This is a genomic window from Longimicrobiaceae bacterium (assembly GCA_036375715.1).
In the GTDB taxonomy this organism is placed as follows: domain Bacteria; phylum Gemmatimonadota; class Gemmatimonadetes; order Longimicrobiales; family Longimicrobiaceae; genus DASVBS01.
The window spans coordinates 18,256-43,638 of the sequence record DASVBS010000069.1; the positions used below are offsets into that span (position 1 = coordinate 18,256).

The 25,383-nt window shown below is 64.3% G+C and carries 15 protein-coding genes; 4 read left to right on the forward strand and 11 right to left on the reverse strand.

Features of this window, described 5'->3' with window-relative positions; all coding sequences use genetic code 11:
* Positions 1-5: 5 nt before the first annotated feature.
* Genes VF167_14985 through VF167_14995 form a run of 3 tightly spaced genes read right to left on the reverse strand, consistent with a single transcriptional unit; the run spans position 6 to position 4,443 of the window.
* Positions 6-2,462, reverse strand: coding sequence for a glycoside hydrolase family 95 protein (locus VF167_14985; GenBank protein HEX6926724.1), 2,457 nt, complete (start codon positions 2,460-2,462; stop codon positions 6-8).
* 2 nt (positions 2,463-2,464) lie between these two features.
* Positions 2,465-3,487, reverse strand: a complete 1,023-nt coding sequence (locus tag VF167_14990) for a zinc-binding alcohol dehydrogenase family protein (GenBank protein HEX6926725.1) — start codon at positions 3,485-3,487, stop codon at positions 2,465-2,467.
* The gene (locus VF167_14995; GenBank protein HEX6926726.1) at positions 3,484-4,443 is read right to left on the reverse strand and encodes an aldo/keto reductase; all 960 of its coding nucleotides are present in this window, start codon (positions 4,441-4,443) and stop codon (positions 3,484-3,486) included. Before VF167_14995 ends, VF167_14990 begins: the two co-directional genes overlap by 4 nt.
* Before the next feature lie 699 nt (positions 4,444-5,142).
* Here VF167_14995 and VF167_15000 point away from each other — a divergent pair.
* Positions 5,143-8,199, forward strand: a complete 3,057-nt coding sequence (locus VF167_15000) for a TonB-dependent receptor (GenBank protein ID HEX6926727.1) — start codon at positions 5,143-5,145, stop codon at positions 8,197-8,199.
* 126 nt (positions 8,200-8,325) lie between these two features.
* Positions 8,326-10,005, forward strand: a complete 1,680-nt coding sequence (locus VF167_15005) for a RagB/SusD family nutrient uptake outer membrane protein (protein HEX6926728.1) — start codon at positions 8,326-8,328, stop codon at positions 10,003-10,005.
* A 136-nt stretch (positions 10,006-10,141) separates the two neighbouring features.
* On the opposite strand, the gene VF167_15010 is transcribed toward VF167_15005, so the two are convergent.
* The 8 genes from VF167_15010 to VF167_15045 all read right to left on the reverse strand — a co-directional run bounded on the left by VF167_15010 (position 10,142) and on the right by VF167_15045 (position 20,713).
* Positions 10,142-11,227, reverse strand: a complete 1,086-nt coding sequence (locus VF167_15010) for an alpha/beta fold hydrolase (protein HEX6926729.1) — start codon at positions 11,225-11,227, stop codon at positions 10,142-10,144.
* Positions 11,228-11,236: 9 nt separating this feature from the next.
* The gene (locus tag VF167_15015) at positions 11,237-12,247 is read right to left on the reverse strand and encodes a hypothetical protein (protein ID HEX6926730.1); all 1,011 of its coding nucleotides are present in this window, start codon (positions 12,245-12,247) and stop codon (positions 11,237-11,239) included.
* A 277-nt stretch (positions 12,248-12,524) separates the two neighbouring features.
* A complete protein-coding gene (locus tag VF167_15020) occupies positions 12,525-12,977 on the reverse strand; it encodes an SRPBCC domain-containing protein (protein HEX6926731.1) in 453 nt (150 codons plus the stop codon).
* A 198-nt stretch (positions 12,978-13,175) separates the two neighbouring features.
* A complete protein-coding gene (locus VF167_15025; GenBank protein ID HEX6926732.1) occupies positions 13,176-14,012 on the reverse strand; it encodes a methyltransferase domain-containing protein in 837 nt (278 codons plus the stop codon).
* A 301-nt stretch (positions 14,013-14,313) separates the two neighbouring features.
* Positions 14,314-16,032 (reverse strand): GMC family oxidoreductase, encoded by a 1,719-nt coding sequence (locus VF167_15030; GenBank protein ID HEX6926733.1) that lies wholly within the window; start codon positions 16,030-16,032, stop codon positions 14,314-14,316.
* A 46-nt stretch (positions 16,033-16,078) separates the two neighbouring features.
* On the reverse strand, positions 16,079-16,861 hold the full coding sequence (locus tag VF167_15035) for a gluconate 2-dehydrogenase subunit 3 family protein (GenBank protein ID HEX6926734.1): 783 nt from the start codon (positions 16,859-16,861) through the stop codon (positions 16,079-16,081).
* Between the two features lie 38 nt (positions 16,862-16,899).
* A complete protein-coding gene (locus VF167_15040; GenBank protein HEX6926735.1) occupies positions 16,900-18,867 on the reverse strand; it encodes a hypothetical protein in 1,968 nt (655 codons plus the stop codon).
* Positions 18,770-20,713 (reverse strand): sodium:solute symporter family protein, encoded by a 1,944-nt coding sequence (locus VF167_15045; protein ID HEX6926736.1) that lies wholly within the window; start codon positions 20,711-20,713, stop codon positions 18,770-18,772. Before VF167_15045 ends, VF167_15040 begins: the two co-directional genes overlap by 98 nt.
* Before the next feature lie 152 nt (positions 20,714-20,865).
* Here VF167_15045 and VF167_15050 point away from each other — a divergent pair, with 152 nt between their 5' ends.
* Together VF167_15050 and VF167_15055 are read left to right on the forward strand one after the other, a co-directional pair.
* Complete coding sequence (locus VF167_15050) at positions 20,866-22,110, forward strand: ROK family transcriptional regulator (protein ID HEX6926737.1); 1,245 nt, start codon at positions 20,866-20,868, stop codon at positions 22,108-22,110.
* A gap of 198 nt (positions 22,111-22,308) precedes the next feature.
* Entirely contained in the window at positions 22,309-25,377 is a 3,069-nt protein-coding gene (locus VF167_15055; GenBank protein ID HEX6926738.1) for a TonB-dependent receptor, read from the forward strand.
* The last annotated feature ends 6 nt before the right edge of the window (positions 25,378-25,383 follow it).

The following is a 25,383-nucleotide window of genomic DNA, read 5'->3' on the forward strand; positions in this document are numbered from 1 at the left end:
GATCCTCAGGGTTCGATTACGATCCTCTCGCCCCGGCGCGGCCGATATTCCCGCACCTTGCCGCCGAAGCGGACGCGCACCGGCTCGCCGAGCTCGGAGACCAGTACCGCGCGCTTCAGCCTCCCGTTCTCCCAGTAGATATCGACCGAGTAACCACCACGGGCCCGCAGGCCACGAACGTGCCCGGTCGGCCAGGCGGAGGGCAGGGCAGGAAGGAGGTGGATCTCTCCGACCTGATTCTGCATCAGCATCTCGATGATGCCAGCGGTCGCGCCGAAGTTGCCGTCGATCTGGAAGGGTGGGTGGGCGTCGAACAGGTTGGGGTAAACTCCACCACCTTCTCCCCGTTGCCCGCGGGTCAGGGTCAGCAGGCTCTCCAGCAGGCGATACGCTCGATCACCGTCGTGCAGACGAGCCCAGAAGTTGATCTTCCACGCCTTCGACCATCCCGTCCCCTCGTCACCGCGCATCTCGAGCGACTTACGGGCGGCCGCGAAGAGCTCAGGCGTGTCGAACGCGTTGATCTCCGACCCCGGATGCAGCCCCCAGAGATGCGAGACGTGGCGGTGTTTCTCGTTGGGATCGTCCACGTCGTCCATCCATTCCTGCAGCTGCCCCAGCCGGCCGATCTGGTTGGGAGCGATTCGCGACCGCATCTCTGCCAGGGTATCCCGCAGGCCCGCGTCGACGCCGAGGATCTCGCTCGCCTCGATGGTATTGGCGAACAGCTCCCGGATGATCTGGTGATCCATTGTCGGCCCCATGACCACCCCGCCGATCTCCGGTGAAACCGAAGGTCCGGACACCAGGAACCCCGTACGCGGATCCTCCACCAGGTAGTCCACGAAGAAGCGGGCCGCGCCTCGCATGAGGGGATAGGCCACCTCGCGGAGGAAGCGCTCGTCCTTGCGGTATTCGTAGTGCCACCAGAGGTGCTGGGTCAGCCACGCCCCACCGGTGGGCCACAGGCCGTAATAGGGGGCGTCGATGGGGGCGGTTCCCCGCCAGATGTCAGTGTTGTGGTGCAGCACCCAGCCGTCGGCGCCGTAATGCTCGCTGGCGGTGAGGGCGCCCGTCTCGGCGACGTCGCGAATCAGGGAGAACAGCGGCTCGCTGAGCTCGGATAGGTTCGCCGGCTCGGCAAGCCAGTAGTTCATCTCCGTGTTGATGTTGACCGTGTACTTGCTGTTCCAGGGCGGATTGTTGCTCTCGTTCCAGATTCCCTGCAGGTTCGCTGGCTGCGTGCCCGGACGGCTGGAGGCAATCAACAGGTAACGGCCGTACTGAAAAAGGAGCTCCGCGAGTCCCGGATCCGGTCCGTCCTTGAAGCGCGTGATCCGCTCGTCCGTCGGCACGTCGCTTAGCCCCGGGCCCAGGTCGAGCTCCACGCGGCGGAAGAGGGCCTGATGGTCGGTCACGTGGTCGCGGAGCATCTGCGGGTACGATCTGCCCCGAATTCCCTCGATTGTCCTGTCGTTGCGGGCTTTGGGATCGCCGCTGACATCGTTGTAGCGGACGAAGTTGGTTGCCCCCGCCAGCACCAGGGTTGCCGCGTCCGCGCCGGTGACGGTGGCGATCGTATCCCCGATTTCGACGGTACCCCCCTCCGCCCGCACGAGCAGCCGCGCCTCGAACTCGATCACGCCGAGCTCCACCGTGCCGTAGAGCGAGAGCTGATCCTCGCCCACACGGGTTCTCAGCGGTCGATTGAAATTCGAGCTGTGGGCGCTCGTCAGCCGCACCGTGAAGGTCGTGCTCCCGGGGCGATCGGCGTAGAGGCGCACCACGATGGCCTGGTCGGGGTGGCTGGCGAAGACCTCCCGCGTGTGCGTGACCCCGTCAGCCTGAAAGCGGGTGCGGACGAGGGCGCTGTCCAGGTCGAGCTGTCGCCGGTATCGGGTGACCGAGGTGGAATCGATGGTCCGGAATTCGAGGTGGAGATCCCCGAACGCCTGATACGATTGCTGCCGCTTCGGCGCCCCCATCAGGTGGACCGAGGCCAGGGCGTCGGCCCGATCCTGATCGCCGGCGAAGAGTGCCTCGCGGACCTCGTCGAGATAGCGGACCGCGCCTTCACGATGATAGTAGCGCGGCTCCCCATTCCACACCGTCTCCTCGTTGAACTGGATCCGCTCCCGCACCGGCCTGCCGAAGACCATCGCACCCAGCCGACCGTTCCCGACCGGCAACGCCTCCACCCACTGCGTCGCCGGGGCGGGATACCATAACACGAGGTCGCTGCTCCTCTCCTGTACCGCAGCGCTCCGCTGCCGGGTCGTGGCGCGAGTCAGCAGCACGCCATCGCTTCTCTGCATGGCCAGGTCGCTCCTGTGCTGGGCCTCACCGCTGACCGGCGCGAGGAGAAGCGTCGCCAACATGGTTAGAGAGGGGATGAAGCCGGTCGGGCGTCTGACGGGGTCGAGGAGCGTAGCGATCTGGCTGCGATCCGGGCCGTTTCGCATGGTCAGAAGAGGTTCACGTGGATTCGTGTGACGGAAGCGGGATCTTCGCTCCACGCGCGCAGGGCGTCGGCCGCTTCCTCCAGGGCCACCACCCGGGTCACGGCCGACTCGGAAGGGAACGCCCCGCTTGCCAGCAGGTCGATCACCGCCTGGAAGTCCTGGGGCGTGGCATTGCGTGAGCCCAGGATGTCCAGCTCCTTCTTGACGAACTGCGCCGTGTCGTAGGCAACCGGCGCCTTGGCGTAGCCGATGTAAACGACACGGCCAGTGAACGCCACCTCCTGGACCGCCACCAGGAAGGTCTCGGGCAGCCCCACCGCCTCGATGACCACGTCGGGCCCCTCCCCCTCCGTGAGCTCCCGCAGCGCCTCATGCAGCGACACCCGGCGATTGTCGAGCGTGTGAGATGCACCCGCCGCACGGCCCAGGTCCAGTTTGCGCGGGTCCACGTCGATCGCGATCACCTCGGCGCCCACCGACGCCGCGGCGGCGACCGCGCCCAGACCCACCGCCCCGCAACCGATCACCATCACCCGGTCCCCGGCTTCTACCCGCCCGCGCGAGGCCGCGTGGAAACCCACGCTCAGCGGCTCCACCAGCGCCAGCTCTCGAGGTAAGAGACCTTCTGCACTCAGCACCTTGGTCCAGGGTGCGGCAATCCACTCGGTGAGCGCTCCGTCGCGCTGCACGCCCAGGGTCTGGTTGTCGCGGCAGGCGTTCGACCGTCCGCGCCGGCAGGCGGCGCAGCGGCCGCAGGCAGTGTAGGGGACGACGGTGACCGTCATCCCTTCCCGGAAGTGGCCGGCGGGCACCTCAGTTCCTATGGCAGCCACGACCGCGGCCACCTCGTGCCCGGGCACGCGCGGATAGGACACCAGGGGATTCAGGCCGCGAAAGGTGTTCAGGTCCGATCCGCAGAACCCGACGGTCTGCACCCGGAGGAGGAGCTCATCCGCGGCGTATTTCGGTTCCGGAAGAGATCCGAGCGTTGGCTGGCCGGGCGCTTCGATGAAGAGTGCTCTCACGGGAGGCTGGTGGCGGGGGTGTTGTTTTCGGGGAGGCCCGAGGGCCACTCGATATTCTGCACCGTGCTGAGGAGCCGGCGCACCGCCGCCAGCGCGGCCGCATCGGGGGGCGTGTCGATGGCTCGGACGTTCGCCAGCACCTCCGCCTCGGATCGCATTCCAACCAGGGTCGACGCGACGTCCCGCTGGTCGATCGCGAACCGAAGCGCGAGATGGGACAGATTCACGCCGTGCGCTGCGCACCAGACGGCTGCCTCTCGGGCCGCCTCGAGCACGGCCGGAGGTGCAGGGTGCCAGGGCGGCGGTCCCTCGGGCGTCAGTACCCCCATGTGCAGGGGAGAGGCGTTGATCAGTCCGATCCCGTGCTCCCGGGCGCGCGGCGCCAGCTCCGTCTCCAATCGAGTGTTCAGCAGGTTGTAATGACAGTAGGAGAGAATCGCGTCCACCTCACCCTCCACCGCCACTTCCGTCAGCATCTCGAGCGGAAAACCCGTCACCCCCACGTAGCGGACCTTGCCCTGCTCCTGGAGCCGACGCATCGCCGGCAGGGTTTCTCCCAGGATCTGCTCGCGGGTGCCGAACTCGATGTCGTGCGCGAGCAGCAGATCGATCCGATCCGTGCGCAGGCGCCGCAGGCTCTCCTCCACCGACTGAGCGACGCGCGCCGCGGAGAAGTCGAAACCGCCGGGTAAGTGCCGATCATAACGGCCGACCTTGGTGGAGAGGACCACCCGATCCCGCTTTCCCTGCAACGCCCTTCCCAGGCGCTCCTCTGCCAGCGTTCGTCCGTAATACGGCGAGACGTCGAAGTAGTTGATTCCGTGATCGATCGCTGAATGCACGGCACGGATGCCGTCGCCGAGATCGATAGGCCCGTACTCGTCACCGAGGGTCGAGGCACCGAAACCCAGAATGGAGACCTGTAATGACGTCCTGCCCAGGCGAGTGAACTTCATGAGGTGCGGTGGGGGTGGCAAGCGGCGCCCAGAACGTCCTCCAGAGTCTGTCCCTCCAGGGAGGCCCTCCACACGCCGCAGTGGTCGGGATCCGGCGTGAGCAGGCGAAGACCATCGGCTCCGACAAATCTTAATGCGACCCCGTCACCGATATCTGGTATCGGTAACTGACAGGGCGAAGCTTACGACGGCTTTTGTAAGCTTGTCAAGCCGATCGAGGCGCGCGTCACCGGCACATGATCCTTGCGCGAGAGCCCTATCGCGCTTAGGGTGTTTGCGGTAACACTCCCTCACTGGGTGACTTGCCTTTCAGTAGTGCGCGCGGCGAGCTCGCACTCTGGATGATATCGGTATCAGCAGCGTTCCGTGGCTCTTTTTGCCACGGCCTACGTGTAGATCGGCCGATAACCGCCTATCGTCGCCCGACGGCTCCGCCTTCCATCCACTCTGATCCACCGCGGTGTGATGCGCTTGCGTCTGCCTGCGACGGCGATCCGAAGAGCTCCCGGTGCAGACCCGTTCTGCGGCTTCTGTCGGGCGCTCATCGACCTGTTCCCCAGAGCGACCGACCAGTTCCGGCGAGAGGTGGAGAAACGGTCTCGTCCTCCTCCGCGATTCAGCTCCGGTCTCGGCGGGTCTTCGTCGATCCGCCATCCCCCGGAAAACGCATCCTTTGACAGCCAACCCGGAGGAAGATCGATGTGCAGAGCATCCGCTGCCTTACTCCTCCTCGTATGCGCCGCAGGCGGGCTGAGCGCGCAGGAGCAAGGAACCATTGCGGGACAGGTCACTGATCAGGCCGGCCAGCCGCTGGTCGGCGCTCAGGTGCAGGTGCAGCCCGACGGACCGGCAGCGCTATCCGATGCGGAGGGTCGGTTTCGGCTCACGGGACTGGCCTCGGGCGAAGTGGTCGTGCGGGCGACCTCGCTGGGCTACGCCGGCGCGGAACAGAGGGTGACGGTCCTCGCCGGTCAGTCCGTGACGGTCAACTTCGAGCTGCAGGTCGAGGCGATCGCCCTGGAAGGAATTGTGGCGGTGGGTTACGGAACACAGCGAAGGGAGACGCTGACGGGATCGGTCTCCACCGTTGCGGGGGAGGAGATCGCGGTGAGTCCGTCGCCGAATGTCGTCAGCTCGATGGCGGGGAGGCTTCCCGGACTGACCGTGAATCAGCGGACGGGTGAGCCCGGCCGGGAGAACCTAAACATCCTGGTCCGTGGCACGGGAACCTTCAGGGACAACTCGCCGCTGATCATCGTCGACGGGGTGGAACGAAGCCTTCTTGGTCGCCTCAACCCGGAGGACATCGAGAGCATCACCGTGCTCAAGGACGCCTCCGCCGCCATCTATGGCGCGCGTGCCGCCAACGGAGTCATCCTGGTCACCACGAAGCAGGGCTCGCCATCCCGGCCGACCTTCGATGCTTCCTTCAACCAGGCCTTCTCCCGGCCGACCCGCCTCCCCGAAATGCTGGACGCCGCAACGTTCGCGGAGGCCTTCAACGAAGCCGAGTGGTATCGCCAGGGAAGACCGGAGAATAGCACGCCGTTCTACTCTGCGGAGGCGATTCAGAAGTTTCGGGACGGATCCGACCCCATTCTGTATCCGAATACGGATTGGGTGGAGGAGGTGCTGAAGCCCTACTCCGTTCAGACGCGTGCCAGCCTGCAAGCGACCGGCGGGTCGGAGGCTGTTCGCTACCTGCTCTCCTTCAGCTATCTCGACCAGCCTGGCAACTTCCGTCACGAGCCTACCGCGTACCGCCAGTACAACATTCGCACGCGGGTGGATGCCGATCTCACCCGAGACCTGAGCGTCGGGGCGAACCTGTCCGGGATTTTCAATGACCGCACCTATCCGTCGGTCGGGACCGAGATAAACTTCATCAACATTCTGCAGGCGAATCCTACCCTGGCGGCGAAATACCCGAACGGCCTGATCGCGCCCGGTAGGCTAGGGGAAAACCCCCTGCTGCTGGACCAACGCGGGGCTACCACCATCGAAGACACCCCGCTGTACGCCACCTTCAGCGCTACTTACCAGGTCCCATTCCTCGATGGCCTGAGCCTGGAGGGCAGCTTCAATTACGATCTGAGCAATCAGTTCGAGAAGAACTTCGTCAAGCCGTACTTCTTCCACGAGTACAATCCCAATACAGGGGAGTACGAGCGAAGGCAGGGCACGGGGAGCGCCACGGTCGAGGTCCGGGACACGTACCGGAAATGGACGACCTCCATGTACAACCTGCGCGCGACTTATGCGAGAACGTTCGCGCGGGATCATTCGATATCGCTCATGCTTGGTGCGGAGCAGCAGAAGAACACCTTCAAGTTCGGCTCCGCCTACCGCAAAGAATTCATCAGCCCGGCGGTCCCGCAGATCGATGCGGGCAGCACCGACCCCGAGAACAAGGACAACGCCGGGAGCGCGTCCAGGAGCGCCTACAACAACTACCTGGGCCGGCTGAACTACGATTTTCGTTCGAAGTACCTCCTGGAGTTCCTCTTCCGTTACGACGGCTCCCAGATCTTTCCCGAGGGCAGACGCTACGGGTTCTTCCCGGGCCTGTCGGCTGGTTGGAGAGTCTCGGAGGAGCCGCTCTTCCAGGACGCCCTTCCCTTCGTGGACGAGCTGAAGCTCCGGGCTTCCTACGGCGAGCTGGGGAACGATCGAGTCGGCCAGTATCAGTACCTGCAGGCGTATTCCTTCGGCGGCAATTACGTCTTCGGAACCAACGACGCTCCCGGCATCTTCCCCAACACGATGCCGAATCCGGATATCACCTGGGAAGTGAGCCGGAAGACGGATCTGGGACTCGAGGCGAGCCTCTGGGGAGGACTTCTGGGCATCGACTTCACCTACTGGCTGGAGCGGCGCTCGAACATCCTCGCTCAGCCAAACCTGTCCGTGAGCCGGATCTTTGGCTTCCCGGGATTGCCGGACCAGAATATCGGCAAGGTCAACAATCACGGATACGAGCTCATCCTCAGCCATCGGGGCGGAATCGGGGACGACTTCTCATATAGCGTCTCCGGCAATGTTGCCTTCGCCCGCAGCAAGATCGTCTTCATGGACGAGGTCCCGCAGGCCCAGCCGTATCAGAGTCAGACCGGCAAGCCGGTGGGGGCGGGTCTCTACTACAAAGCGGACGGAATCTTCCGCACTCAGGAGGAACTGGACGCCTACCCGCACGGTGCTGGGGCCCAGGTGGGGGACATCCGGGTAGTGGATCTGAACGAGGACGGGGTCATCGACTCCAGGGATATGTTCCGCGTCCCCCACTCCAACATCCCTGAATATGTAGGCGGCCTCTCCACCGACATTCGTTATCGCAACCTGGATCTGCACCTCTTCTTCCAGGGTCAGACCAACGCACTGGTATACGACGGCACCGCGTCGGTACTGGGCGGCAGCGATTTCGCGAATGCCACGGTGCATCGTGCCGCCGATCGTTGGAGCGTTGACAATCCCGACGGATCGATGCCCAGGGCAGGCGCTTGGGAGCCGGGACCGACGACCTTCTTCCTCTACGACGCGACCTTCGCGCGCCTCAAAACGGCCGAGCTCGGCTACCGCCTCCCCACCAGCCTTACCTCGCGTCTTGGAACCGTCGAATCCGCTCGTCTCTATGTCAGCGGGTTCAATCTGCTGACCTGGGCGAAAGAGCTCAAATGGGCCGATCCGGAGCTGGCCGGCAACTTCACCCAATATCCACCACTCCGGACCATCAACGTCGGTCTGAACGTGAGCTTCTGAGCTGCTCACCGGTTGCCTTTCGAGCCATCTTCAAAGCAAAGAGCGATGATCAGAGCATCGAGGACCATAAAGCTCGCACGGACAGCGGCGCCGGCTCGCAGCAACACCGGCAGTTGGAGAAAGTGGATGGCCTGTCTGAGCGTGCTGCTGGTAGGCGCGTGCGAGAGCGACATTCTCGACATTCCGCCCCAGGACCGGATTGCCGAGGTCGCCGTGTGGCAGGACGAAAACCTGATAGCCGCCTATCACACGGAGCTGTATAACGCCATCCCGCATGGCTTCTACATCCACATGTACTCCAAGTACACCGACGAGGCCTACAACAGCGCGCCCTGTTGTGGCGCGGACCTGTTTGCCCGCAACACTTTTTCGCCCGACAACATCGATCAGGTTGCCGGAGGCGACTTCTGGGGCGGACACATGTATTACTGGGACATGGGTTTCCAGTATGTCCGCAAGATCAACATGTTCCTGGAGAAGATGGAGGAGGAGGGAGCGATCGACTTCGAAGGCAAACCCCGGCTGATCGCGGAGGCCAAATTCCTGAGGGCTTTCGTCTACTTCGAGCTGATCAAGCGCTTCGGCGGGGTACCGATCGTCACCAGCACCTACGATCTGAAGGATGCGCAGGAGGTCACCTTCAAGCGCAACACTTTCGATGAATGCGTGGAGTTCATCGAGAGTGACCTGGACGAGGCGATGCCGGATCTGCCGGCGCGCTACGCCTCGACCGATCCCAACTACGGTCGAGCCACTCAGGACGCCGCGATGGCGCTGCGCTCGCGCGTGCTGCTGTACGCCGCTTCGCCCCTGCACAATCCCTCCAATGACAGGGAGAAATGGCAACGAGCGGCGGATGCGGCGGAGGCGTTGCTCGACCGCGGATACTCCCTGCACCCGGACTATCGCGAGCTCTTCATTCTACCCAGCGGAGCGCCTCAGAACGAATACATCTTCACCAGGAACTTCACTCCCACCAATGGTCATCAGGCGCCGATGCACAACCTGCCCCGCCGCTACGGTGCCTACGGCGGGTGGTGGGCGAGCAATGGCCCCTCGCAGAACCTGGTCGACGACTACGACATGATCAACGGCGAGCCGCCCTTCATCGGACCCTATGGTTCGCGGTCGATCAATCCTGCGTCGCAATACGATCCTGACAACCCATACGCCAACCGCGACCCGCGCTTCGAGGCAACCATCATCCACAATGGCTCGATTTATCGCGGAGATCGCTTCGAGATGTGGGTCTCAGAAGATGGCGAGACCTGGGGGTTCGATTCCTACAAGCAGAGCGGGGATAATCCAAGGGGAGGTTACGCCCTCAAGAAGTTCATGCCGGACGAGGATGTGCCGCTGAACTGGCAGACCTGGTACACGATCCCTTGGCCCCACTTCAGGCTGGCGGAGATCTACCTCAACTACGCCGAGGCACAGTATGAGCTCGGCAACGAAGCGCTGGCGCGCGAGTATGTCTCGAGGGTGCGGGCGAGGGCGGGGATGCCGCCGCTTCGGGCGACGGTGACCGGACCGGAGTTGCGGGACCGTATCCGCAACGAGCGGCGCATCGAGCTGGCTTTCGAAGGCCACCGATTCTTCGATATCCGGCGATGGAAGATCGCCGCCGAAGTCGAGAATACGCCGATTCGCGGGATGGACATCATCAAGAAGGCATCGGGAGAGCTGGTCTACAGGCCGGTGGAGCTGCTGAAAAAGGCCCCGTACGAGGAGAAGATGAACCTGCTCCCCGTCGCCACGGCTGAAATCCGACGGAACCCCGAGCTCGCCCAGACTCCCGGATGGTAAAGCGGTAGCGCTTCGGCGACCCGATACTTCAACCAAGCCCGGGGGCGGACATCCGCCTCCGGGCTTTCGTGTCTATCACGCGACTTCGTGACGGATTGGCCGCCAGAGCCGCCCTCCACGGTGCTCTGCGTCGCAGCTAATCGCAATCCGCGTCGAAGCAGAGGTGCTCGCTGAAGAAGGGTATGACGTGATCCTGAAAGCGGAACGCCACGTGGCTGGTGTGCGTGCCCGGATAGACCTCGAACGAGTTGGGGACGTCATAACTGTCCAGGACCTCGTGTAACCGCTCCGTATCTCGTCTCAGGCCGTCCTGGTCTCCCACGTCCATCGCAATGGCATCGTAGCGACGGAGCTCGCCAATGTACTGGTGCACGAAGGCCAGCGGCGCATTGGCGGCAAAGCGGGCGATTACCTCTTGCTGCACCTCGCCGTTTTTGATCGGGAGGTCCAGATAGAGTGGTGGATTCTGCGGGTTTGGTGACCACGCGGCCGCGGCTGCGAGCTGGGCACGCAGGCCGAACGGCAAACCCTCCGAATCAGCGGGGGATTTCAGTCCGGCGAGCGTAACTTCGGCCTCAGGGTTTGGTCGCCCGGCGCCGCGGGGGGAGAGGCAGCAGGGGCTCATCAGATAGAGGCTTCCGAAAACGTCGGCGTGCTTCATCCCGATGCGTGCGGCGCCATATCCTCCCATCGAGTGGCCCACCAGACCGCGCGCCCGCCGGCTGGGAATCGTGCGGTAGTGGCTGTCTATGTACGCGACCACGTCGCGGGCAATGAACCGCTCGAAGTCGCCGGTGGTCTGTGAGCTCGAGTACATCGAGCCGTTGTGCATCGTCTTGGAATCCGGCAGGACCACGATCATCTCCCTCGCTCCCTGCGCGAACGCTCCCTCGATCGTCTGGGGAACGCGAATCTCTCGCGACCACTGCTCCGCACCGATCGAGTAGCCATGGAGGGCATAGACGACGGGGTACCTCCGCTGTGGCTCCTGCGAATAGCTGGGTGGCAGGAAGACCAACACGTCCCGGGTCGGCGAGTTGCCTTCCAGGTTTCCTGCCAGATGTGCCCCGTAGATCTGGATCCGCTCGACCGTCACCGGTTTGGCGCCGGGCACGAGCGGGGGCTTTTCCGTCTCCACCTGTGCAATCGCGGGCGCGGGGAGGCCAGTGGTCAAAGCAATCAACGCGATAACGGTCGCTCGTAGCGTGTCGTGCCTGGTCATGGGTGATCCTCACGGACGCAGGTTCTTGCTCTGGATCGACCACTCCGGATCGTGACAGAGCCCGCAGTCGGTGCCGATGAATGCCTGCGCGGCCTGTGTGTCGCCCTTGAGGTGCCACTTCAGCCAGGCGACCGTGGCCACGCCGTAGGCGCCCCCATGAGGCTGCAGGAAGGTGGCGGGATAGTGGCCGACGTTCTGGTTGGCGAAGAGGATGGGGACGTGGTCGATGCGCTGGAAGTCGTCCAGGCCGTTCTGATAGGCGATGTCTCCAGGCCCGCCCAGGATGTACGCGACCGGTGCGTGCAGCTCGCGCAGCCTGTCCTTGGTCATTGCCGCCATTGCCGATCGTGCGGCCGCGGGCGGTCCGCCACCCGGCGATCCCACATCGCTTCGGGGGGCGGGACGGGGCTCCCGAAAAACCCCGCTGTTGAAGATCATCGTGGTCGTCACTCGCGGATCCTTGGAGACGTCGAGTGCCTGTATGCCTCCGCAGGAATGACCCATCACGGCGATTCGACCCGTATCGATCTTCTGGAAGTACTCGCTTCCGGGATCGTTCGCCTGTGCGATCGCCCAGTCGATTGCATCCAGCAACTGCGAGGACTCCGTCCCCCCTCCCGGGGCTCCACTCCCCATCACCAGCGACTGAGCCGCCGGGCCGATGGCGACGACCAGGAAGCCATGAGACGCGATCTCCGACAGGAAGTTTCTGTACTCGCCCGAGTTGTTGCGGCAGGCGCCGTTTCCCCACGCGACGATGGGGAGCTGACTGCTCTCACCGAAGGGCGAGAGATCCCGCGGGCGATAGATGGTGTGCGTGGGAAGGCTCGTATCACCCGCCAGCACCGCCGGATAGGGGCCGGTGCCACCGTCACCCACCTGAACCATCAAACGCTGAAGCTGTCCGCTCGGCGCATCGAATGAAACCGAGCCCACGAGATCGGCATCACCTACCTGAGCCATCGCGGGACGGATGGCGAGCACCAGCACGGCGGCGGCGATAGCAATTCGTTTCGACATACGCGGGATCCTCAGGCGGGGGGTCGAACGGGTCGAGCAGCGGATGCACCCTCTTTCGTACGGGCCATGTTACCGCTCACATTCGCGTCTCGTCAAGCAGTTCAGGGGGAGGCAGGATGGGCTGGGAAAGCCGGTAGCCAGGAGCCAGAAGGAGAAGCTAGAAGCTAGAGCCTAGAATTCACTGTTGCCGCACCCAAAAGGGAAAGGGGGTCCCATGGTGTGAGAGGGGCGTAGCCAACGATGACTGGCTACCCCCTATCCCGATGTCACCAATGCCCTACCTCTCCGCCAGCTCCTTGAGATTCTGCAGCGCCTTGGACCACAACTGGTGGAACAGCTCAGCGTGCTCGTCGTCGACGTCCATGTCCACCCGAACTTCAGTTGCTCCGTTGCTCTCTTTGAAGGTGTAGTTCTCGAACGCGGGCGCCCACCTTCTGGCCATCTCGCTGGTCGTATCCTCCTTCCCGTCCTGCACGATCCCGATGTGCTCGATGGAGACGAACTCGTAGGGTCTGTTTTCGGCAATCCGGCTCACCATGCCCGCCTCTTTGCCGGTCTCCGGATCCGGGCCGAGAAAGACCATCTTCGATCCCTTGCTCCAGTCACCCTTGTAATACGAGCCGGGACTGAAGGCCTGGGTCCATTCCCTGTAGGATCTGTCGTCGAGCATCGTGTGCCAGACTTTCTGCCTCGGTGCATCGATCTGGACTGAAAGATGTAGCGTTTGCATTTGTCACCTGCGCCGCTGAGGGGAGATGGGGGGCTGAACGTGGTAATCGTCGGGCGTCCGTCGCGGAACCGGAGCGGCCCGCAAGAATAGGTCTCCCACGCCACTCGGCCAAGGTTCGTGGAAGCCATAAGTCAGAAGCCAGCAGCCAGAATCTGCTCCCCCCGGCTCCTGGCTCCTGGCTTCCTCGCGCGGCCGCTTTCACGCCCTTGCCAGAGCCACGTTGGTGCCGAGCTCGTAGCTGAACCCGCTAGCATCCGTGTTGGCGCGGATGAGGTCGGCGCTGTCCGCGACGATGTCGGCGACGACCTGCTTGCGGGCGACCTCGTCGAGGTCGCCGGCACCCGCGCTCATCCCCACCAGAGCCATCGCGTTCATCCGCACGAAGACTGCGCCGTCCGGGAAGCGGATGGTGCGGGTGAGTCGCCTCGAGCGGACGTCGCGGAATCCCCCCTCGCGGAGCGCGGTCTCGACCGGGGCGGGGTCGCTCAGGCTGTGCCGACGATCGTCGATCGGTCCCAGGCGCCGCTCCGCGATCTCCCGCAACTGGCGCAGGACGGGGAACTCCTCGTCGGGCCGCCAGGTGCTGATCCCCACCCGTCCTCCATTCGCCAGCGCGCGTCGCATCTGCCGCGCGGCGGCATGGCGATCCGGGAAGAACTGGAAGCCCTGCTGGCACACGACCACGTCGAACTGCTCGCCGGCACGCAGCGGAAGGTCGCTCGCGCTGCCCTCGCGCCAGTCGATCCCCGGCTCGACTCGGCGCGCGACCGCCAGCATGCCCGGACTTACATCAACCCCGACCACGCTCTCCGTGTCGTCGAGGCGCGCCGCCGCCCCCCTCGCCACGACTCCGGTGCCGCAGGCCACGTCGAGGACGCGATCTCCGGGACGCAGCTCGACGTCGTCCAGCAGCGGATCCACCCACGGACTGAAGAGGGGGCCGACCAGTAGCTGCTCGTACATCTCGGGGATGCTCGCCGGGGAGAAGAGCTGCGTTGTTGCGAGTGTTGCCCGGGGAGGTTGAGGAGTGGACATACGGCCTCCGGTGGTGGGGTGGCGCAAGGAATTCCGGTAGACGGGGCCGTCGATGAGTCTGTAAGCCGGAGAGGGTCGTCTCGGCCCGCTGTGGGCCGAGCGTGCTCGACCAACTTCGCTGCGTGGGACGAATATGAGCCGGTCCTCACGGCGCGCAATGACTTTGCGGAGGGCAGAAGCCTACGCCACCGGTCGGCGTGTGTAGAGCGAGCCGGCATACTACGCACCTGCAAGGACGACTCGCAGGCCTAACGGCGGCTTACTCGTCGACATCGGCACCGCCGACTGCCTCGGGGGATGTTCAGAGGTGCCCCCGCTTCATCTCCTCTACCGCGTATGCCGCCGCCCGCGCAGTGAGCGCCATGTAGGTCAGGCTCGGGTTGACGCAAGAATTGCTGGTCATGCACGATCCGTCGGTGATGAAGAGATTGGGCACGTCGTGCGCCTGGTTGTGCGCGTTCAGCACGGAAGTCCTGGGATCGCGTCCCATTCGAGCCGTGCCCATCTCGTGCACGCTGAACCCGGGCGGGCAGGGGTCGTCGTAGGTAGTCACCTCCCGGCACCCTGCAGCCTCCAGCATTTCCGCCGCCTGATTCTTCAGATCCTGGCGCATTTTCAGCTCGTTCTCTCCCCATGCGCAATGAACGCGCAACAGCGGGATGCCCCACCGATCTGTCCTCTCCGGATCGAGTGAGACGTAGTTCTCGTATCGTGGCAGGCACTCACCGTATCCCTGCAGGTACACGCGCCACGGGCCCGGCTCTCTCAATGCATCCTTGAGAGTGCTCCCTATTCCTTGCATCGACGAACCACGCTGCCAATTGCCGCGACTTGCCCCTCCCTGCAGGCCGTATCCACGCACGTAGTCCACGTCCGCGTCGGGTTCCCTCCCGAGATTGCGGAAGCGAGGAATGTAGGTCTCTGCCGGCCGTCGGCCGTACACGTAGCGGTCCTCGAACCCCGGGAACGTGCCCCGTGCTCCCGCCTTGGAGTGATGGTCCATGAGGAAGTGACCGAGCACGCCGCTGCTGTTGGCCAGCCCATCAGGGAACTCGGGGCTGCGGGAGTTCAGAAGAATCTGTGTAGTTCCAAGGGTCGAAGCACACAGGAAGACCACTCGGGCGTAGTACTCCCGCGTGTCTCCCGTAGTCGCGTCGATTACCCGCACGCCACTGACGCGATTCCGCTGCGCATCGTACAGCACGCTGTGCACGACTGCGTTGCACACCACCGTAAGGCGTCCGGTCCTTGCAGCCGCGGGAAGGGTGGAGCTCAGCGAACTGAAGTAGGCTCCAAACGAGCAGCCGCGCGCGCATTGGTTGCGTGCCTGGCAGGCGCCGCGACCGCCATGCGCGCGTGTCAGGTTGGTCACGCGGCCGATGATCAGGTTCCGGCCCGGATACGCTGCCTCGATGCGAGTCTTCATCTCTCGCTCGACACAGTTCATTTCCCAAGGAGGGAGGAATTCACCGTCCGGAACCTGCGGAAGGCCGTCCCGATTCCCGCTCACCCCGATGAAGCGCTCCACGTGCGAATACCACGGAGCGAGATCGCGGTACCGGATGGGCCAATCCACGCCGTGGCCGTCACGCAGATTGGCTTCGAAATCGAGGTCGCTCCACCGCCAGACGATGCGTCCCCAAAGCAGCGAACGGCCGCCCAGCTGGTAGCCGCGAATCCAGCGGAAGGGCATATCCTCCGGGGTGAGGTAGGGATGCTCCGAATCCTTGACGAAGAAGTGCTTGGTCGCCTCTCCGAACGCGTAGTTGTTGCTCTGGATCGGGTAATCGCGTTGATACTCTTCGCTCCGCGGTTCGCCACGGAGCGCGACCTCCCAGGGATTCAGCCATTCGGTGGGATACTGGCCGTGCTCCACCCACGGCCCGCGCTCCAACACCAGTACCCGCAAGCCTCTCTCGCAGAGCTCCTTGGCCGCCCAGCCCCCGGTGACACCACTGCCGACGACAATGGCGTCGAACCGCGCGCGAGAAGCAGAGAGCCCGCGTGCATCCTGAATCATGACCTTATTTGTGGCTCGATGACGTGGACGTGAATTCGGCATGGGGCTACACCGCCCAGGTTCGCCCGATCGCGGTGCAGCCGTCGTAGCGTCCCGGAAGCGCCAGGTAGCGCAGCTCTCGCGTGGCACCCAGCTCGGAGGTGTAGTAGCCCACCAGGACGAGGCGCTTCAGCGTGCGCCAGAAGGAAGTGGCGCCCCAGGAAGGCGACCTGTCCTCACCCCAGCGCCAGCGAATCGCCTCCGGCGCCGGCGCAGACGAAGGGGAGCTAGCGGGAGGAGAGCTAGCGGCCGGGGAATTCTGCCGAGCATCGGACCGCGGAGGTTCGTGCCGATCGCCGGCGACTCTCGGTCGCTGGTCCGAGCTCGAAGCGGGCTGGAAGGCCTCGTTATCCAAGGCCAGCAGGAGGGCCCGCTGCTGCTCTGACGTACAGTCGAGATAGTCCCGTCCGTGCTCACGCTGCGCCCGTGTGTCCAGGTCCGATAGCCCGGCTATGAACTGGTCTCGCAGCGCCGAATGCAGCGATTCGCGAAAGGCGATCTCGATGAATTCGGGTACGCCCGCTCTTCGGGCGCCTGGGGTGTCCGTGGGTGGGATCAGATGGTCGGCGATGGTTGCGAGCATTTCCCGCTGGCGCGCGGATAGGAGACTCCCGGCTCCCCGGCCTGCAAGCGTCGAAGACCGTTCTTCCGGCTCGCAACCGACCGCCACGCCGCTCAGCGCGGCGAGCGAGGCACCGCCTCCGAGCATCCTCGTGATCTGCGCCAGAGCATGACGCCGGGTGATGGTCTCGCCAGCGGGCACAATGTCTGGGAGCTTCAACTCATTCATGCCCGAAACGGGATGTTCCTGACCAGATTTCGACGTGGTCACTCTGTACTCAACAGGGTGATGAATGCCGATGCCGGCAGTGAAAAACGCACAGTACCTCCACTGACGGGCACTCGGCCCAGCTCCTCCATCCCGCGGGTTTCGTCGGTGACGAACACCCGCATCTCACGAACATCATGCGGTAATCCGGAAAGCGTGGCGGGACGCTCCGCTCCGCGATTGACCACGTGAACGGCGAAGGCGCCTCGCTGCGGATCACCGAGGGCTGCACACCGCAGCTCGTCGTCGCCGCAGGTGATGGGGAGGTGAAAGACCCCCGCGGGGGTGGCCGAGAGCTGTTTCAGGTTCCAGAAGCGCTGGGTCGGCCGCAGAGGTGAGCGATCTCCAAAGATCCCGCCTCCCGCGAGAATGGAAAAATCCGTCGTCAACTGCCATTGCAGGATGGAGAGAGGCTGGGTGATGCTGAGCAGCCGCACGTACAGCTCGATCTCCTCCATGGCGTAGTGCGGCTCATGGAATATGTCGGGGTACGTCCAAGCCCAGGCGTCGGTGCTCGCTTCGGCAATGATCAGCGGCACATCCAACTGCCTGGCGGCGTTCGCCCAGTGGGTGAGCAGCTCCTCCGACCAGCCTCCCCAGGAATGGAACGAAACCGCCCCGACATATGGGTGCACCTCCGGGTCCTGCATTGCCGGCAGGATATAATCCGTACGGTACGTATCCGCGTTGTCGCCCAGCAGGAGCTTGGTCGAGATCCCGCGAGAGCGGAGGTATGAGCCGAAGTCGCGGATCCACTCGGCGTGCTCTTGCGGCGTCTGAAGGACATCGACGCCGCGCTCCGGCTCATTGAAGGAGAAGAATGCCGGCTCGATGCCGTATGTGCTCTTGAGGTAGACCAGATAGTCAGCGATGGACTTCTGGATTGCCTTCATCCGCTCCGGATTGAGCCGACTGTGTCGTGTGGGTCGTCGCGGATTCGGCGTCTCTGGGGGCAGGATCGCCCAGTCCGGTGGGAACCAGATGCTGAGGATCAGGGGGATGTCCCGCTCGTGAAGCGTGCGCGCCATACGGATGGCGCCCTCGACCCGAGGATCGAGCTGTCCGGATTGCGCCGCGCGTAGCGGATCCATGTCCAGCTCTGGATGCCACTGCCGCCAGGGTAGCTCGACCCGACCCCACGCCACGCGCAGATTAGTTAGATTGTATCCGATGACTTCGGGGTCGGTTCGCGGGTGCTGGAGCCGGAAATTGCCCCCGATCCCGTCAAAGCGGCGTCCGGGCCGCGAGGCGTCCAGCGCGAGCTCCACCGCGCTGCGATCGATCTCTCCCGTCACTCGCAGGTCGAGCTCGACCGTGGCGGACTGCCCGCGCTTCGCTGGACCTCTGAGAACAGGTATGTACAGCCAGAGCTCCTCCCTCTCCTCTCCCCGCACGCTGCGAATGATCGCGTCGCCCGCCGCTCGAGCGGCGATCTCCAGTGCTTGCCCCGGAGCTTCCAGGCGGACGCGTTGGGCGGTCCGGCTCACTGAAAAGCCCTCGCTCCCGTCTCGAGTCGCGAGGACGATCCGCTCGTCAGCACCGTCGGAGGAATCGCTCACCTGCGCGAGGCCACCTACATATCCGGCTGCCGTCAGATTGAAGCAGAGTGCACCGGTATGCATTGTGGCGCCGCTGTCGGCCTCGAATGTCACCTGCAGATGCGCGCTGCCCGGTCCGGTGTTGCGCGCGACCTGACGCGCGGCGAGGCCACCCAGCCGAGTCGCGACTACGCGCGCACCCCCGTCCCGGATGAAGCGGGGATCCTGGCGGGATTTGGCGGTGCGTTCCACCTGCTCTCCGCTGCTGTCGAGGACGCACAACGCGCTCTCCACCGGCAGAAGCGCGCCCTCGACGCGAATCCCCGCAATGTTACCCCAGGCCGCGACCTCCACCTGCGCTGAGAGCGCGGTCGAGCTGGCGGCGAGCAACAGCGGGATCAGGGCGGTGCGCGTATGACGGCGTCGCATGGTGGAAGGTGTCGGAGGGTAGAGGGACCGCTTCGTATGTCGACTGCTGCTGTAGCCGGTCGTACCACGTGAACTTGAGCACGGCCGATGCGCCCAGAACGATCGCCAGACTGGCGGCCACGCCGCGGGCGTCCTGCAGCACAGTATAGATTCCGATCGCGACGAGCGCGGTCTGCCAGGCGATACCGATCGCCACGTTCAGCATGTCCCGCGGGAAGTCCCGATTGGGACTCAGACCCGGGTGAATCCGGTCGAGACGAGCACGAACCGGGGCCCAGAATCCCCAGGGGCGTACTTTCAAGTAAAAGTTCTGCAGGACCTGCTCGTCGTCTGGCGGCGTGAGCAGGCTGCCGGCAATGCAGCCGACGAACGAGATGGCCAGAATGGCGGGGAAAGCGTAGATGGCACTGGGAACGGGAAGTAGCGCGGGGACGAGGACGGCCGCCGCGGTTCCGGTTACCATTCCCCAGAGGTAGCCGTAGGCGTTGAATCTCCACCAGTACCATTTCAGCAGGTTGGCCGCCGTATATCCCCCGTACAGGGCGGCCACCAGCCACAACACCACTTCGTGCAGCGTGCCGATGAAGAGCCCGGCCATTGTGCCGAGTACGACGACCCCGAGCGAAGCGATGTAGCTTGCTCGGACGTACGTTCGCTCCGACGAAGCCGGGCGCAGGTAGCGCTTGTAGATGTCGTTGACCAGATAGGCGCTACCCGCATTGACCTTGGCGGAAAAGTTGCCCATGTAGGCGGCGAGCAGCGCCGCGACGAGCAGGCCGAACAGACCGGGAGGGACGAACTCGCGAATGGCAAGCGGCAGAATCAGCTCGAGGTCGACTGTCGCTCCCATGGTGTTGAGGTCCGCGGAGTAATAGGCGAGCACGAGTACGGTGAGCCCTGTCACCAGCAGGTAGCGAGGGACGAAGAGGACGGTACTGACCAGCCCGCTCATCATCCCCGCCTCGCGAGGCGATCGGGTCGCGAGGATGCGTTGCATGTCGTAGTTGGGCGCAGGTCCGGCGAGACTCTGAAGAACGCCCTTGAAGAGCATGAGCATGAAGAAGATGCCGAACATGCTCCATCCGTCCTCCACGATCCGGTGGTTTGCCGCCTCCACCGTCGTCCAGTCCAGGTCGAGCCGCCAGCCGAAGGAGGGCTCGCGCCACCCGCTGGGAACGATGCGATCCAGTGCGTCCGGTGATACCGCGCGAGCGGCCAGGATTGCCACGCACACGCACGCGACGACCATCACGCCGAACTGGAAGATTTCGGTGGCCACGGCGCTCACCATTCCCCCGCGCACGACGTACAGGGTGGTAAGGGCGGTGACCGCAACGCCGTAGATGACGATGTTGTGATGTGGATCGGCCGACAGCTGCCAGGGCAGCAAGGCAGCCGCGAACTTGCCGATGCCCACGAAGGAGTAGGCGAGGAAGCCGACGACGCTCAGCAGAGCGAAGCCCACGACGCTCAGATGGGCCAGGCGGGCACCTCGGGTGTCGCCGAAGCGGAAACGGATCCACTCCGCCCCGGTCATGACGCCGCTGCGACGCAGCCAGGCCGAGAGGTACATCATCAGGAACACCTGGTTGAAGACCGGCCACAACCAGGGGATCCACACGCTCTTCATGCCGTAGACGAAGAGCAGGTACATCAGCCACATGGTCCCGCTCACGTCGAACATCCCGGCGGCGTTCGAGAGCCCGAGCAGGTACCACGGGAGCCGATTGCCAGCGAGGAAGTAGCCGCGGAGGCTACCCGCCGCCCATCGAGCCGCCCAGAACCCGACGCCCAGGGTGGCGAGCACGTAGACGACGATGACCAGCAAATCGGTGGGGTGTAGCATGAGGGCTTTCTCGGCTGGCGCTTCCTCGGCAGACCAAACTAGCCCGTCAATCAGATTCGTCAAGTTGATTTAATTCCTCTTCCGACGTACGTTGTAGGAGAACTCGGGTCGCGGCGCTGTCCCGCGGCTCCGACCCTCGAACGCGGTCGCGCATGCTCACCGGTACCAACCTCACGCACGCGAAGCAGTACAACCTGCGCATCGTCCACGAGGCGATTCGCAAGTACGGCCCGGTCTCGCGGACGGAGATCGCGCGTCGAACCGAGCTCTCGGTCCAGACGGTGTCGAACCTCGCCAAGGAGTTGCTGGACGCGGGGCTCATCCTGGAGACGGAGCGGCGGCAGTCGGGCCGCGGGGCGCCGTCGATCGGTCTGGTGCTGAATCCCGAGGGAGCCTTCTCCATCGGGCTCGATCTGAACCGCGATCATCTCACCGGGGTTCTGGTGGATCTGGCGGGTGTCGTCCGACAGCGAGTGGTTCTCGAAGTGGACTTTCCGCCGCCGGACGAGGCGCTCGAGCTGCTGACCTCTACCACCGAGGCGCTCATCGAGCGGGAGAGCCTGCCGCGCGAGCGGGTCTGGGGGGTCGGCGTCGGTATCCCCGGGCCCATGCACCCCGCACCCGACGGTCACGGCTACATTGTCAATCCGAAGGCCTTTCCCGGGTGGCACAACGTGCCGCTGGCCACGCGGCTTCGCGAGCGTCTCGAGATCCCCGTTTATCTGGAGAACAATGCCACGGCGGCGGCGATCGGGGAGCGCTGGTACGGGGCGGGGCAGCACATCTCGACCTTCTTCTTCTTCCACTTCGGCAGCGGCCTGGGCGGGGGTCTGGTGATTCAGGGTCAGCCCTTTCGCGGAAGCTCAGGCAACGCGGGCGAGATCGGGTACATCCCCACGGTCCTGTCGAGCGTTCCGGGCGCCCACGGAGACAGCCTCCACGTCGGTCAGCATTTCAGCCTGCCGCGTCTCTACGCCGCCCTCCGCGCGGAGGGGTTCGAGGCTCGCTCGCCAGACGATCTGGCGCGACTCCTGGGCGAAGGGAACCGACGCATGCGCGATTGGATGGACACAGCCGGAGACTATCTCACCTCCCTCGTCCTGGCTGTGGAGTACATGTTCGATCCCGACGCCATCTTCCTCGGCGGGCGCTTTCCCACGCTTCTGCTGCACGGATTGATGGAGCGGGTGACGCGCCACCTACCCGTCCGGCGAATCGTCGAGAAGCAGACCTCGCCCCGGCTGCTGCTCGCAACCGCCGGCATGGATGCGGCCGCCCTGGGCGTTGCAACCCTACCGATACACGCCTCCTTCGCGCCAGCTCTGAACGTCCTGCTCAAGCAGGCCAAGCGCCGCGAGGGCGCCAGTCTGCTCTCCCACGGGCTCGGGGGTCCTTGACTGAAACCCTCCACCTCCTCGTCCTCCCCTCGCGGCAGTAAATCAATCAACTTGACGAAATAACTGTAGCTGATAAATTGGCTACCCGCGGCGGCCCACCGCCGCTCGCTCATCGCACGTCCGCGCCGATCCTCGCCTGCTCGCTTACGTCTAGCACCCTTCGGCGAGAAGCTTCCGATCACCAGGAGGAAACACGCAATGAGACCTGTACTGCTCGTCAGGGTACTGCTCGCGGTGCCGCTCGCGCTGGGCGCGCTCGCCTTTACACCGCCGCTACATGCCCAGGAGAGCGGACGCATTTCCGGGACTGTGGTGGGTGAAGCCGGGCAGCCACTTCCCGGCGCGAGCGTAACGATTGCGGGCACCCAACTCGGCACGGTCGCCGGCGCCGACGGGTCCTTCCAGCTCTCCTCGGTGCCTGCGGGGACGCACACCGTTCGCGCGAGCCTCATCGGATACGCGGCGCGGGACACGTCGATCGCCCTCGCCGGCGGGCAGTCCGCGGTGCTGACCTTCCGGCTCGCTCCAGCCGCGGTGGAGCTGGAGGGTGTCGTTGCGGTGGGGTATGGGCAGCAGCAGCGCCGAGACGTGACCGGGGCGGTCGCGTCGGTCGCCAGCGAACGCGTGGAGAGGGCGCCGACTGTAAGCGTCGTTCAGGCGCTTCAGGGCGCCGCCCCGGGAGTCTCCGTGCAGGTTTCGGGTGGCGGAGCAGAGGCATCGACCAATCTCCAGATCCGCGGCCAGAATTCTCTCTCCGCGGACAACGACCCGCTGATCGTGGTCGACGGAATCCCGTTCCCCGGCACCCTCACCGAGCTGAACCAGTCCGACATCGAGTCGATCAGCATTCTCAAGGATGCCTCGTCGGCGGCGATCTATGGAGCACGCGGCGCCAATGGAGTCATCCTGATCACAACCAGAAAGGGAGTACAGACGGAGCGTCCCCGCTTTACCTACAACGGGTATGTGGGAGTCCAGACATTCGCGGACAAGCCGGAGCTGCTGACGGCCGAAGAGTACATTCCCTTCAAGTGTACTCGCCGCAATGGAGGCGAGCCCGTGCTCACCAACGGCGCCTTCGACGTCGACCGCTGCCGTGAGCTGAACTACATCACGCAGAGCGAGCTGGACAACTACAAGGCGGGTATTTCCACCGACTGGATCGATGTCGCCACACGGACCGGCGTCCAACAACAGCACAACCTGGCGATGTCCGGGGGGGCGGGCGGCACGCGATACTATCTCTCCGGAACCGCGCTGGACGTGGCCGGGATCGCGAGGAATGACGACTTCAACCGCTACACGGTTCGCCTGAACCTGGACCAGGAGGTGCGATCCTGGCTCGACATCGGGACAAGCACTCAGTACGCCTGGACAGACCGAAGCGGCATCCCCGTAACCTGGCTGGCGTCCAGCGACCAGGGCGCCTTCCTGATGAACCCTCTGGCGCTCCCCTACAACGAGGATGGGACCCAACGGATCCATCCCTGGCCGGAGGACACGTTCTGGGGCAACCCTCTGCAAGGATACCTCGCCTCCAACCACGACGTCGCCCGGCGTCTCTTTTCGAGCAACTACGCCGAGGTTCAGCTCCCCGTTCCTGGCCTGCGCTACCGGCTGAATACCGGCCTGACCACCGTCAGTCGCGAGATCGAGACGTACTGGCCGAGAAACACGGCGAACGGACTTCCTCGCGGAAACGCCTCCACCAACGATCAGTCCGCCGTGGACTGGACGGTGGAGAATCTGCTGCTCTACAGCCAGAACTTCGGCGCGCACAGCCTGGATTTCACCGGCGTGTTCAGCGCCGAGCGCAACACCTCCAAGTCGCGCTCCGTCAACTCTTCCGACTTCCCCAGCGACGCGCTGACTTACTGGCAGGGTAATGTCGCGCAGATCGCCGTGCCCGGCTACGGCTATACGCAGACGGGAATCCTGTCGTACATGGGCCGCATCAACTACGGGTATGACGGTCGGTACCTTCTGACTCTCACTGCCCGGCGCGACGGTGCTTCGGTTTTCGGTGAGAACTACAAGTGGGGGACATTCCCTTCCATTGCGGCCGCATGGAATGTCTCGGAGGAGGGCTTCTGGCCTCTTTCCGGTACAGTCGACTTCCTGAAGCTGCGTCTCTCGTACGGCAAGAACGGCAACCAGGCCATTGATCCCTACCGCACGCTCTCGGTCGTCCGTCCCCAATCGTACGTGCGGGGGAGCACTACGCTCACCGGCTTCATCTTCGGGATCAACGCGGACGGCAACGCCGGCTCATCCGAGCTGGGGAACCCCGACCTCCGCTGGGAGACCAGCACCTCGCTGAACTTTGGTGTCGATTTCGGACTTTTCGATAACCGGATCAGCGGCAGCGTAGACCTCTACGATGCCCGCACCACCGACCTGCTGCTGAATCGCACGATCGCCGGCACGCACGCCGTCCGCTCGGTCGCCGCCAACCTTGGTAAGCTGCGCAACCGCGGCGTCGAGCTCCAACTGACGTCGATCAACGTCGACCGGGGTCTCCTCCGCTGGGAGAGCCAGTTCAATCTCGCTGCCAATCGGAACAAGATCGTCGAGCTGTACGGCGATGGTCGCGACGACCTGGCCAATGGCTGGTTCATCGGCCATCCCATCGCCACGAATTACGGGTACCGCAACCTCGGCGTATGGCAGATCGGTGAAGCACAGACCTGCGGGTTGAAGAACCCGGAGACTGCCTGCCGGCCCGGGAACGTCAAGATCCTCGATGTGAACGGCGACTCGATCGTCAACGCCAGTGACCGGATCATTCTCTCCGATCGGGAGCCTGATTTCACGTTCGGACTGACCAATTCGCTCACCTACGGAAACGCCTCGCTCAGCTTCTTCCTGTATGGGTTGACCGGCGTCGAGCGGCACAACGAATTCCTCCACCTCGACTATACGGCCTATAACAGCACGCGCCGCAATGTGCCTCGCGCGGCGGCTCGACAGGTGTGGACGCCCGAAAAGGGAGGCAACAAGCTGCCCGCCAACCGGGAGAACACCAATCCCCACAACGCCCCATTCCTTCAGGATGCCAGCTTCCTTCGCCTGAAGGAGGTGACGCTCTCCTATCGACTGCCGCTGTCGCTCACCCAGCGTCTGGGCATCGACGATCTGCGGCTCTATGGGACGGCTACCAATCTGTGGACGCTCACGGAGTGGGAGGGGCTGGATCCAGAGTTCTCCGGTCAGTTCGCTACACCGCTCGAGCGGACTCTGCTCGTTGGTCTCGATGTCGGCTTCTGAACCCGA